Raw genomic sequence first — 12,801 nt, 5'->3', positions numbered from 1 at the left:
AAAGAGATAAAATGTTTGATGAAATAGAATTTAATAAAATAAAAAGGCTTCCAAAATATGTCTTTGCGAGTATTAATGAAATAAAATTGCAAATGAGAAGAAATGGTGAAGATGTTATAGATTTTAGTATGGGAAATCCAGATGGTCCTACACCCGAGCATATTATTAATAAATTATGTGAAGCAGCAAAAAAACCTAAAAATCACGGATATTCTGTTAGTAAAGGAATTTATAAGTTAAGGCTCGCAGTTAGTAATTGGTATAAAAGAAAGTATAATGTTTCATTAAACCCAGATACTGAAGTGTGTGCTACTATGGGTTCAAAAGAGGGATATGTGCATTTAATTCAAGCAATAACAAATCCCGGTGATAACGCCATAGTATGTTCTCCTGCTTATCCAATACATTATTATGCTTTTATTTTAAATGGTGCAAATGTAATAAATCTTCCTATAAAATGGGATAATGAAATGTATTTAGATATAGAATCTTACTTTAATGATTTACAGAAAAGCATTAAAAGTGCTTTTCCAAAGCCAAAATTTGTAGTTGTTAATTTTCCACATAACCCAACTACTACTATTGTTAAAAAAGAATTTTATGAAAGATTAGTTAGCATAGCAAAACAAGAAAGGTTTTATATTATTAGTGATATTGCTTATGCTGAACTTTGTTTTGGTGATTTTAAAACCCCTTCTATCTTTGAAGTAGATGGTGCAAAAGATGTTGCTGTTGAAACTTATACACTTTCTAAAACTTACAATATGGCTGGTTGGAGAGTTGGTTTTGTAGTTGGAAATAAAAAGATGATTGAAGCTTTACAGAAAATTAAGAGTTGGATTGATTATGGTATGCATAATCCAACTCAAATTGCAGCTACCATAGCATTAGATGGAGAACAAGATTGTGTAGAAGAAATAAAATCTAAATATGAACATAGAATGGAAGTTTTAATTAAAAGCTTTAATTCTATTGGTTGGGAAGTAAATAAACCAAAAGCTAGTATGTTTGTATGGGCTAAAATTCCTAATGATTATTTACATTTAGGAAGTCTAGAATTTTGTAAAAGGATTTTACAAGAAGCAAAGGTGGCATTTAGCCCTGGAGTTGGCTTTGGAGAGAATGGGGAAGGGTATGTTAGAATTGCATTAATCGAAAATGATAAAAGAATTAGACAAGCTTCTAAAAACCTTAAAAATTTTTTTCAAAAATTTAAAAAATGAAAACTATAAATATAGGCATTATTGGTATAGGCACTGTTGGTAGTGCTACCATTTTATTACTTGAAAAAAATAAAGACCTTATATCTGCTAGAGCAGGTGCAAATATAATAATAAAAAAAGGTGTTGTTAGAGATATTAGTAAAACCAGTAAAGATATAAAGATTCCACTAAGCACTAATATAGATGATATTTTAGAAGATGAAGAAATTAATATAGTAATAGAATTAATGGGTGGTATAGATACTGCTTATGAAGTAGCAAAAAAAGCCCTAAAAAATAATAAAGCACTTATAACTGCAAATAAAGCAATGCTCGCTTATCATAGACTTGATTTACAAAATATATCAGATAATATAGGATTTGAAGCAAGTGTAGCAGGTGGAATCCCAATAATTAAAGCATTAAAAGATGGGCTTAGTGCAAATCATATCTTAAGCATTCGTGGTATCTTAAATGGAACTTGCAATTATATATTAACAAAAATGACAAATGAAAATATAACATTTGAAGAATGCTTAAAAAAAGCACAGAAATTAGGCTATGCAGAGGCTAATCCAAGCCTTGATATTGATGGATTTGATACAGCCCATAAGTTAATTATATTATCATCTATTGCTTATGGAATTAATGCTATGCCTGAAGATATATTAATAGATGGTATTTCCAATATTTCTCAAGATGATATATTTTTTGCAAATGAATTTGGATATAAAATTAAGCTTTTAGCAATAGCAAAGAGGATTGATAATGAGGTTGAACTAAGGGTTCATCTTGCTATGATTAATCAAAATGAAATGATTAGCAAAGTATCTGGAGTAATGAATGGAATTAGCGTTATAGGTGATAATGTAGGAGAGACTATGTATTATGGTGCTGGAGCAGGTGGAAATGCTACTGCTAGTGCTGTTGTAGGAGATTTAATAGAAATAATAAGAAGTAAATCATCTCCAATGTTAGGCTTTAAAAAATCACTTGAAAGTGGGCTTGTTTTAAGAGATATAAATAGTATAGAAAGTAGGTATTACCTGCGTCTAAAAGTATTAGATAAAGCAGGTACATTAGCTAAAATAACATCCACTTTAGGAGAAAATAATATTTCAATTAAAATGTTAATACAAAAAGAATCTAATGATAAAAGTTATGCTACTTTATTATTATCTACCCATAAAAGCAATGAATTAAATATGAAAAAAGCTTTAGATTCTTTATATAAATTAGATGTTGTTAATAATAAACCATTTATGATAAGGATAGAGGAGTAAATTTACCAAACAGCTTTTATAAATGCTGTAAGGTAATTTCTTTTATTATCTCCTATATTTGCTAAATCTACATATCCACCACCAAATTCAAGATGATTAAATAATATGATAGAAGCCAATACAGATAATTCTTTATATCCACCACCAGCATATAAAATATCAATCTTAAATCTTTTATGTCTAGCTCCTAAGAATACATACCAAGTAGATTGATTTGTCCCGAAATACTCTCCACTTGCTTTATTATCATTATTAGGAGTAATTACGGATCCATAGAATCTAGAAGTATCACCATAATAAGTTAATGCTTGAACTCCATCTTGTAGTGTTTTATAATATCCACCACCAAATTTAAACCAATCATATCCAAACTCTTGATCAATCAAAAATAATTGTCCTAATAGCTTAGGACCTTTAAAGCTATCTAAAAAAGTATATTTAAACATAGTATTAGAATAGAACTTGGAAGTATCACCAAATATTAAATTAGAGGTAAATCCTGTAGCTCCAAAATTATTGGTCACAAAATAAGCATAGGGTGAGAAATGAAAATATTCGCTAATAGTAAAATCAAATCCAAATGCTATTAAGTGCTCATCTCTTTTAGAATCTATATTTGAGCTATGTTTATCGTAGTTCCATAGAGCATTTATTTGTCCATAAGTCTCTCTATTGGTTTTTCTAAATTGCAATGTTTGCTCGTAAGAATATAAGCCCCATATTTTCATAAAATCAAGTATATTTGCTGATATTGATAAGCCTTCATTATAACCACTAAACCATTCATATTTTAGATTGCTTGTATCATATCTTCCTATTGCCATTTGATAGTTAATATCAGAATATGCAAAATATAAATCACTAATTATTCCATATGATCTATATATATTTTTTTCTACATTATTTTGTCGATATACAGGGTATGCTCCCCATGCTCCAAACCCAAAAGAAATTCCATTACTAAATACTGCATCAAAGCCAATAGATGCACTAACTCCTGAATAATTTTTATTGTTTTTACCACTTAACTGCCATTGACTAGAAATGCCAGCGTGTCCCCAAACATTAATATCTCCAGCTTGCAGTAACGATGCTATTAAGATAAGGCTTAAAAAAAGATTTTTAAAGATTTTCAAGCTAATTCCTCTGCAAAATAAAAAATGAAAAATATAAATCGACAAAAATAATATATTAATCAAATTTTCTTCTATAATCACATATTTTACATAAATCTTCTATTATTATATTTTTCTTAAAACCCTCTTTTATGTCTTTTACTTTTTTTGTCTGTAAAATATCATAAATAGAGCTATTAGCAATATTACCTAATGGTATATTTCCGCCTATATCAATGCAACAAGGCACAACAATACCATTTGATAATATTCCAATATGACTATCTAAAGCAAAACAGGTTCCATTTACAGCTTTTAGATTATTATTTTGTTGATTATTGTAACCTTTAGTGTTAAGTTCTTTCCATATAAAGGTATCTCTAAAATCAATAATAATTTTATTATAAATTTTTATTCTACCTTCATTTTCATCAATCAAATTATTTTTTAAATTTTCTTCTATATTAAATTTATTTTGTAAAACTTCTAGTACATCTTTATTTCTAGCTCTTTTTTGTATTCTAAGATTTATAAATATTTTAGAATCATTTTTTATCTTAAATTTACAAAAATCTATTACTCTATCAAGTAATTCAAATTTATTTTTCAGCTCAACTATTGCATCAAGAGAAAAATTTATTTGCTTTATTGATGGGTGTAATAAAATATTAAAATCATCTAAAAATACTCCACTTGTAGTTAATTCTACTTTTAAAGAAGCTTTATATGCAATATCTAAGTATTTTATTAGATTACTAATTTTTAGTGGGTCTCCTAATATGTGAAATGTTACAAGATTTGTATGTTTTTTTGCCTCATTTATAGCTTTTTGAAAAAGCTCTAAATTCATAATTCCACGAGTTTCTTTGATAGCAGTGCAAAATGAACAATTAAGTTTGCAAATATCACTTATTTCTATATATATTTTTTTGAATTTCATTTTTAGATTCTAACTAGAATCTAGTTAAAATTACAAAATATCTTATAAATATCTCTAATTATTTAAAAATGCTCAAGGAAATAATTTGAAAAAAATCTTTAAATACTCATTAATTAAATATCTTTTAGTTGGAGTTGTTAATACGATTTTTGGATACATAATAATTTTTACTTTAATGTATTTTAAAGTTTCACCAGAAATAGCAAATTTTATTGGTTATTGTTGTGGCGTTATATTATCTTACTTTTTAAATAAGCATTTTACATTTGAAAGTAAAAATTCACATAAAAATGATTTTTCTAAATTTGTTTTTTTAATGACTATTGCTTATTTAATAAACTTAATAATATTAATTATTTGTTATAGAAGTTTTGGAGTTAATAAGTATATCTCTCAAGTAATTGCTGGGGTTTTTTATACAATTAGCGGATATTTTTTAAGTAGATTTATTGTATTTAAGAAATATTAATATTTTCTTATATTATAATTCTCCCCTTTCAAAATTAATAATTTTTAATATTTAAAGGATAAAATGTGAAAAAAAGAGTAACAATTATTGGTGGTAGTATTGCTGGTCTTACTTCCGCATTAGTTTTAGCATCTGCTAAAAACAATGAATTAGACTTTGAAATAAATATAATTGATGAGGGTAAAGCAGACTTAAATCTTGTAGCAATTTATAATACTCCATTATTTCCAAAAGGAATAATTGGTAAAGAGATAATACAAAACACAAAAGAACAAATTAATTCTTTATTAAATGTAAATTATATTAGTGGAAGAGTTGATGAAATAAGTGGTTCTAAGGGTAATTTGAAAGTCATAGGTGAGGGTATTAATATAGAAAGTGATTATATTATTTTAGCTACTGGTGCTAATTCTTTTAATATCAAAGGTTTGGGTAATATAGTAAAAGAACATACTCTAATTTCCAAGCCAAATAAAATTCGCCTTGAGTATAAAAATAGACAAGAGGTAAAAGAAGGTATTTATGTTGCTGGTATTGCTTCTGGAGTAACTTCTATGGTAACTACTGCTATGGGTAGTGCTAGTGAGGCTGCTTGTGCTTTATTAAGTGATATAAAAGGTGTAATTGTAACGCCACACGATACACCTACTTCAAGAAAATAATATTACTATTTTAGAGTGTAGAATCTAAAATTTTTATAGATAAGCTTTAAAATAAATAATAAAAATTATAAATTATTTTTATAAGTGTTAATAAATTGCTAACTTATATTGCTTTGAAACTAGAAGCTATTAAGGAAAAGTGAAATATATAGATTCTATAATTAATTTTATTTTTATAATACCTTAAAATATTTGATTTTATTGCATTGAATATTATAAATTCAGTAAATTATACTCAATAATTTTTGTATAATGGCAAAATTTAAAGATATAGGGTTTTTAGAGAATTGAATAATAAAAATAATAAATATATAAGAAATGGCAAAAATATAAAGTCTATACTTCAAAGTTTTGCATCAGAAAATAAGATAAATGTATTATCACTTGATTATTCATTAATATCATATAAAACTTATATAATAAAAGATTCTGATATTAGAGTAGAAATAGATAATATAGATTCTTATATAGATACAAACTATACTATAACACAAGATTATATAATAGAGGTGTTTCTTCGTAAAAGTTCATTTTATCCTATACTAATTCAAGTTCAATCAAATGACAATAATACCGAACTAAAAGCATTAATTTATACACAAAGGATTCCACAACACGGGAACTTGGAAGAGATAATTTATAATACTATATTAAATATTTGTGCTTATAGGGATATTATAATCAATCTTGGATGGAATGATTTAAAAAGTAGTATTTTAGAAATAGTGAATAAAATGAAGGGTAGTGAAGTTCAACCTGAATACTATACTATTGATATTTCAAAACTAAAAGAGCCTAGCATTAAAAAACCAGCAGTAAAGCTAATAATCTCAAAAAATAAAACAAACTCTATCCTATCTCACGATAGTTTATTGCTAAATGGTGGTTTTTTTAGGGTAACAAAGGGAGAGACTTTATTAGACTACAAAAAACCTGTTTATGATTCTATGTGGAGAAATGTATATGGAAATATTTATGGAGTAGGTCTATATTATCCAATAGGTATAGAAGCAGGTGATGGTATAAAAGTAGAGCAAGAAGATGATAAGATAATATTTAAAGCAGAATTAGATGGATATGTATCAATAGTTGGTGGGGTTATGATAATTTCAGATACTATTGTTTTAGATAATATAAATTCTAAAAATGCTACAAATATTAAAGAGCAGGGCATTAATTCTCTAATTATTAAAAATGAAACCCTAATAAGAGATGCCATACCATCGGGTATTAGCCTAAATATTGATAATCTAAAAATTACTGGAAATATTGGTGCAGTTGATATTACATCAAAAAATCTTTTTATTAATGGACAAGTACATATTAAGAGTAATTTAAAAGCCAAAAAAGCACAAATTCTAAATCTAAAGGGTAAGTTAATAGCTAAAGAAGCAGAAATAAGATATTGCGAAAATGCAAATATAGAATGCGACAATATATCTATCAATTATCTAAATGGGTCAAAAATATATTTTACAAATGGAAGAATCTTTAATATCCAGTCAAATAATATGCTTTTTGTCCAAAATAAATTAAGTGTTATGAATATTATAGGAGAGAATAATGAATTTATACTATATCCTTGTTTATATGGTGAGCAAAAAGAAATACTAGATTCCTTAAATAATAAACTTTTAAATATAAATAGATTAAATAATATATTTATATTAGATAAAAATATTATTTATACTCATAAAAATAATAATGAATTAATTTATAAAAATCTAGAACAAAAAAATCTAGCTAGTATAATAAATACAAATCTATATAATTGGCAAGAGATCATAAATCAATATAAAGATAAAGCAAGTTATTCTTCTTTAATTTTTGATAAATTTAATAGTTTGTTAGAAGATATAACTCAAAAAAGAATAATAGTTAGTAAAAGCATTAAGTCTAAGCAAGAAGAGATGTTTAATATAGAAATTATTTTTGAAAATAAATGCAGTGTTGGTTTTTATATTAGATTTATTAACTTTTATGGAGCTGAAAATCGTTATCATATTAATGCAAATAAAAATAATATGATTAAAAAAGTAAAACTCTTAAATAAAGATAATAATATAAAAATAATTTGCTATAAAGAGTAGGAATAATGATTCATCCTATATTTGAAATAGAAAGTGAATTTAGTGCAGATATTTTAAAATTTTCTATGAACTCTATTTTTGCATTTAATACTAAAAAGGAAGTTTATTGGATTAGCAATACTATAAGTAATAATACCGTTAAGAAAATAGCAATAAGCACAATAAAATCTTCATATAATAATAAAGTATCAATTTGTAAAACATTGCCATTATTTGCATATATTGATATAAATGAAAGTAATGTATTTATAATGAATACTCAACAAAACAAGATTATTCAAGTATTAAAAATAGCAGATTCTAAGATTGAGAGTATTAGCATTAGTGATGATGGTGAAAATATATTAATTGGGGGTAAAAATGGTGTTTTGGGTAATTGGAATATCTATAATGGACAATTATTAAACATTCCAATACGACATAAAGATTTTGTTTTATTATCTAAAGAAAGCCCAAATAAAAGATTTATTGTATCAGTTGGCTATGATAAAAGTGTTATGATATTTGATAAATATAAAGACAAATTAGGAAGCTTAGTATGTAATACTACAAGTGCCATTAAATGTGTCAATTTCTTTAAAGAATCCAGCATTTTAGTTTTAGGTGATATAAAAGGCTTTGTTTATATAATTGATACAAATACAAAGAATCTATTGCATAGATTTCAAGTAAACTATATGCAGATTATAGATATTTTTTATTATAAAGATTCTTATCTATTTATATTAAATGAGAATAAAACAATTAGTGTGGTTGATTTTAGCATACAAACAAAGATTTTGAATAGCTTTTTAAAAGATAGAACATATAATTCCTTTCTAATTGATGAAAATCAAATTATTCTCTCAAGTGATAATAAAATAATTGCATATAATTTTGATGATTTTATAAATGTTTGTAAAGATTTTGTAGATAGAGGAGAAATATCTAGTGCTTATGAGTTTATAAACCAAAATACTTTTTTGAAATCAGAGGATTTTTATATTCAATTAGAAGCAAAATTTCAATCTGATATTTTGGAAGCAAAAGCTCTTGCTTGTAGTAATAATAAAAATATGGCAATAAATATTTTAAATAATTATTTAAATATTCCAAATAAAACGCACTTAATTTCAAATATAATTAACGAGATTAAATCAATTAGTGAATTTGAACAATTAATGGCAAATAGTTTAGAGGTTCGTGCTATTCCTATGGTGCAAAAAAAACCATTATTAAAGGAATTGAAAAGTTATATTGACTTTGAAACTAGATTTTCAAAAATAATTTTACTTGCAAAAGAATTAGTTAAAAACAATAAGAAAGATGATGCAAATACTATTATTATGCAATATAAAAAAATACCATCAAAAGTAAGAATAATACAAGAAATTTTTTTATATCCATATAAAGTCGATGAGGCAATACAAGCAATAAATAATAAAGACTATAAAACTTATTTTAAGCTAAAAAATGAATATAAATTTGTAACTTATTTAAATGGTGCTTCTAATTTAGAAAAAGATGGTGAAGTCATTTATTTTAAAGCACTAGAAGCATTCTACTCTCTAAGTATAAAGGAATGTAAAAAATACACTTCCTTGCTTAAAAATTTTAAAGATTATAGAGATTTTGCACTAGATTTAGAGATAAAAATTGATGAAGTGCTAATAATAATGGAAAAAATAAATTCTAAATAAAACTAGGGTTTATAAATTATCCCTTAAAAATTATAGCTTCCAAAACTTTATTTTTTAAAAATAAAAATATTATGAATTTAGTTTTTATTTCTAATATATTAAATATCGCATTTTATATTAGAAAAATAATATTTAAATATCTTTAGATTAAAAATTAAATTTCTTAATCTTAATAAAACCTTTTTTCCATTTTTTAAAGTATTTTATTAAAGAAAAATACAAAATATAGTGCTTAAAACTTATAAAATACATCATAAAAAACTTTTTTAATTTAAAAATTTTGATTTTATTAATTATAGGTAGTTTTTAAGATTATGTAAAATAAGTTTTTTTATCATCTAAAATGCTTTTTTAATTTTTGAAAAGTATTAAGTTATAGAGTTATAAGTTTTTATTTTTTAAACTTTGCTATTTCATAGTTTATTTGCAATCTACCGATTTTAAATTTATTAAAAAATAATTGTTTTATTTTTATAAATAAAGATTCTATCATCTATGGCTAATTCAATGGCTTTTGCTAAAACTATTCTTTCTATATTTTTCCCTGCTTTTTGCATATCCTTCCAAGAATATGTATGATCTACTTGCATAGTATCTTGACATATTATAGGACCACAATCAAGTTCATCATTTACAAAATGTGCTGTTGCACCTATAATTTTAACTCCTCTATCATATGCTTGTTTATATGGATTTGCTCCAACAAATGCTGGTAAAAAAGAATGATGAATATTTATAATTCTCTCATTAAATTCTTTTACAAATTTTGGAGATAAGATTCTCATATATTTTGCTAGTATTATAAAAGAAGCATTAAACTCTTTGCATTTTTCTATCATCAACTCCTCTTGATTTGCAATATTGTGTGAAATATAAAAATATGGAATATCAAATTTTTTAACTAAAGATTCTAAATCATTATGATTTGAAATCACAGCTTTTATTTCTAGCTCTTTATTGTAATGTTTAATTAGTATATCTCCAAGGCAGTGAGATTCTTTTGTACAAAGTATAATAATTGATTTCTTTTCTTCTTTAACAATCTTAATAAAACTCTCTTTTGGCAAAATATTTTTCAATTTAGATTTAATCTCTTCTTTCGTTGTATATTCATCAGCCTTAATCTTAGTTCGCATAAAAAAGTGGCTATTTTCTTTATCTACAAACTCATCATTTTTTTCTATATTATAATTTAATAATGTAGATGAAACTTTATGTATAAGTCCGCTTCTATCAGGTATGCTAATTAAGATTATAAAATTCATTGTATATTATTTAAATGTGCAAAAACCTCACTAATAGCTTGACTAGTAAGCTTTTTAATATAAGAATCAATTACATCAGGTTTTACCCACACAGGATTTTTTACTTTACTTAATTCTTGAAGCATATTAATAGCTTGTTTTTGTGTACCAACTAAGTCAATAAGCCCTAATTGAAGTGCATTATAGGAATTAAAAATTTTTCCTTCTGCAAAATCTTTGTAATTATTTCTATCTAATTTTCTAACAATACTAACATCATTTACAAACATATTATATTGTTGGTTTATTACATTTTGTAAATATGATTTTTCATTCTCACTCCATTTTCTTGACATAGTCCCTGCTTCTTTGAATTCACCTGCTTTTAGACTTTGAGATTTAATACCAACCTTATTCATCAATTCTTCAATATTAAATCCATTAAATATTACTCCAATAGAGCCTATCATAGAACCTCTATTTGCAATAATATAACTACTATACATCCCTGCATAATAGCTTCCACTTGCCATTGTTCCTTGCACATAAGCTATTACAGGTATTTTTTCATTTAGTTCTTTAATCATATCTGCTATTTCAATAGAAGCTGCTAATGTTCCACCGGGGGAATCTATGACTAATAAAATTCCTTTTATATTTGGAAATTTTTTTAATGATTCAATTTGAGCTTGAAATAAGTCGCTTCTAAAAATTGGTCCTTCTAAATAAAGGGTAGCTAGATTTACATCTAATTTTTGTTTATTAGACATTACTGTTAATTCAATGAGAATTAAAACTAAAAATATAAATAAACAAGTTTTAAAATATGTTTGAATAAATTTAATTGGCGTTAAAATAAAAATGTTAAAAAATTTCTTAATACTTTTCAATATCTATCCTTTTTCCATTAATATATAAATCTTCCACATTTTTTGAATGTAGAATAAAATTTAATGCTATTTGACTACTTGTGGCAATATCTCTTATATTGAATATTGCAAAATCACTAGCTTTATTTTTTTCTAATATTCCGTTATTAAAGCCAAGTCTTTTTGCTGGTCTAGCAGTCATACTTAAAATTATCTCTTTTGCAAGATTATTAATATCAAATTTTTCATAAGCAAAAAGTGCTACTCTAGCTTCATCTAAAAGACTTAGTGAATTATTTGAACTCTTGCCATCAGTAGCAATTATTAGTGGAAATTTATAATCTTTAGCTTTAAAAAAATCAAAATATCTATTATTTAATAATCTATTTGACCTAGGGGCAGAAATAATATCAATATTTAATCTTGATAGCATTTCAAAGTCATCATTATTTAAATATAAACAATGCACAAAAAATCCTTCACAACTACTAAACATTTCAATAAATCTTTTTTTAGTATAAAATGGCTTTGCACTATCATTAAAATATTTTGTAAAAAAATTATTAAAATATCCTTTTTTATAATCAAGCCACATTAATTCCTCTTTAGATTCCATAAAATGAACACTTAAGAGCATTTTTTCTTTTATTGCTCTATCTATTGCGTATTCTGCTAAATCACTGTGTAGTGAGTATGGAGAATGTAATGCAATAGCACTTTTAAAATTAACATTTTCTAACATTTTTGATTTTTTCAATCTTAAATCAAAGCTATCTTTTATCTTCTCTATATTTGTAGTTCCCATAATTTCATTAAAAAACATTACTTTTAAAGGAGAGCTACTTAATGCCTCCAAGTCAAAACCATTGCTACTTATAGCACCTACACTTCCAATTCCACTTCTTAGAGTTTCTTTAATTGCCTCTTTTATACTACTATCATTTGCAAATAAAGAATCTCTATGTATCATAACAGAATCTAACCACTCTCCAAAATTACCATACTTTAAAGTAGAATTATTAGAGCTAAATTCAAAGTGAATATGTGAATTTATTAATGCTGGGGTAATTACACAAGATTTATAGAATCTTGAATTAATAGCTTTATCTTTTAATTTATTATAATCTCCAATTTTTACAATTTTTTCTTCGTTAAATAAAATTCCACCATTTTTAATTATCTCAAAATGTTCATTGCAGGTAATAATAAAATCTGCACCAATTAAATATAAATTTTTCATTTTACTTA

Annotated in this window: 11 protein-coding genes; 6 read left to right on the top strand and 5 right to left on the bottom strand. The window is 24.9% G+C overall.

Annotated features, from left to right (window positions below):
- Window positions 1-11 precede the first annotated feature (11 nt).
- Together CQA44_RS05700 and CQA44_RS05695 are read left to right on the top strand one after the other, a co-directional pair.
- Entirely contained in the window at window positions 12-1,223 is a 1,212-nt protein-coding gene (locus CQA44_RS05700; RefSeq protein ID WP_115546319.1) for an LL-diaminopimelate aminotransferase, read from the top strand.
- Complete coding sequence (locus CQA44_RS05695; RefSeq protein ID WP_115546318.1) at window positions 1,220-2,485, top strand: homoserine dehydrogenase; 1,266 nt, start codon at window positions 1,220-1,222, stop codon at window positions 2,483-2,485. The genes CQA44_RS05700 and CQA44_RS05695 overlap by 4 nt, the downstream gene beginning before the upstream one ends.
- A gap of 2 nt (window positions 2,486-2,487) precedes the next feature.
- Here CQA44_RS05695 and CQA44_RS05690 read toward each other — a convergent pair whose 3' ends face one another.
- Window positions 2,488-3,621 carry a hypothetical protein gene (locus CQA44_RS05690; protein WP_115546317.1) on the bottom strand — a complete coding sequence of 378 codons (1,134 nt, stop codon included), beginning with the start codon at window positions 3,619-3,621 and terminating at the stop codon, window positions 2,488-2,490.
- A gap of 55 nt (window positions 3,622-3,676) precedes the next feature.
- Entirely contained in the window at window positions 3,677-4,540 is an 864-nt protein-coding gene (locus tag CQA44_RS05685) for a radical SAM/SPASM domain-containing protein (protein ID WP_115546316.1), read from the bottom strand.
- An 85-nt stretch (window positions 4,541-4,625) separates the two neighbouring features.
- Between CQA44_RS05685 and CQA44_RS05680 the strand changes: the two genes are divergently transcribed.
- From CQA44_RS05680 to CQA44_RS05665, 4 genes are all read left to right on the top strand, one after another.
- Window positions 4,626-5,009: a GtrA family protein gene (locus tag CQA44_RS05680; protein WP_258864915.1), complete on the top strand. Its 384-nt coding sequence runs from the start codon at window positions 4,626-4,628 to the stop codon at window positions 5,007-5,009.
- 65 nt (window positions 5,010-5,074) lie between these two features.
- Window positions 5,075-5,671, top strand: coding sequence for an NAD(P)/FAD-dependent oxidoreductase (locus CQA44_RS05675; protein WP_115546315.1), 597 nt, complete (start codon window positions 5,075-5,077; stop codon window positions 5,669-5,671).
- Between the two features lie 287 nt (window positions 5,672-5,958).
- Entirely contained in the window at window positions 5,959-7,761 is a 1,803-nt protein-coding gene (locus CQA44_RS05670) for a hypothetical protein (RefSeq protein ID WP_115546314.1), read from the top strand.
- A gap of 5 nt (window positions 7,762-7,766) precedes the next feature.
- Window positions 7,767-9,440 carry a WD40 repeat domain-containing protein gene (locus CQA44_RS05665; protein WP_115546313.1) on the top strand — a complete coding sequence of 558 codons (1,674 nt, stop codon included), beginning with the start codon at window positions 7,767-7,769 and terminating at the stop codon, window positions 9,438-9,440.
- Between the two features lie 449 nt (window positions 9,441-9,889).
- On the opposite strand, the gene purU is transcribed toward CQA44_RS05665, so the two are convergent.
- The 3 genes from purU to CQA44_RS05650 are packed head-to-tail and all read right to left on the bottom strand — an operon-like array spanning window position 9,890 to window position 12,793.
- A complete protein-coding gene (purU, locus tag CQA44_RS05660) occupies window positions 9,890-10,705 on the bottom strand; it encodes a formyltetrahydrofolate deformylase (protein WP_115546312.1) in 816 nt (271 codons plus the stop codon).
- Complete coding sequence (gene sppA / locus CQA44_RS05655; protein ID WP_258864914.1) at window positions 10,702-11,574, bottom strand: signal peptide peptidase SppA; 873 nt, start codon at window positions 11,572-11,574, stop codon at window positions 10,702-10,704. The genes purU and sppA overlap by 4 nt, the downstream gene beginning before the upstream one ends.
- Window positions 11,561-12,793: an aminofutalosine deaminase family hydrolase gene (locus CQA44_RS05650; RefSeq protein WP_115546311.1), complete on the bottom strand. Its 1,233-nt coding sequence runs from the start codon at window positions 12,791-12,793 to the stop codon at window positions 11,561-11,563. The genes sppA and CQA44_RS05650 overlap by 14 nt, the downstream gene beginning before the upstream one ends.
- Window positions 12,794-12,801: the final 8 nt, after the last annotated feature.

The organism is Helicobacter sp. MIT 14-3879, from assembly GCF_003364125.1.
Note: the sequence above shows the minus strand (reverse complement) of the source record. Positions and strands in the feature narration are given on the sequence as shown.

Coding starts and splice junctions, on each gene's coding strand:
- CQA44_RS05685 (WP_115546316.1), bottom strand. CDS start 4,540: ATGAAATTCAAAAAAATATATATAGAAATAAGTGATATTTGCAAACTT.
- CQA44_RS05695 (WP_115546318.1), top strand. CDS start 1,220: ATGAAAACTATAAATATAGGCATTATTGGTATAGGCACTGTTGGTAGT.
- CQA44_RS05665 (WP_115546313.1), top strand. CDS start 7,767: ATGATTCATCCTATATTTGAAATAGAAAGTGAATTTAGTGCAGATATT.
- CQA44_RS05650 (WP_115546311.1), bottom strand. CDS start 12,793: ATGAAAAATTTATATTTAATTGGTGCAGATTTTATTATTACCTGCAAT.
- purU (WP_115546312.1), bottom strand. CDS start 10,705: ATGAATTTTATAATCTTAATTAGCATACCTGATAGAAGCGGACTTATA.
- CQA44_RS05700 (WP_115546319.1), top strand. CDS start 12: ATGTTTGATGAAATAGAATTTAATAAAATAAAAAGGCTTCCAAAATAT.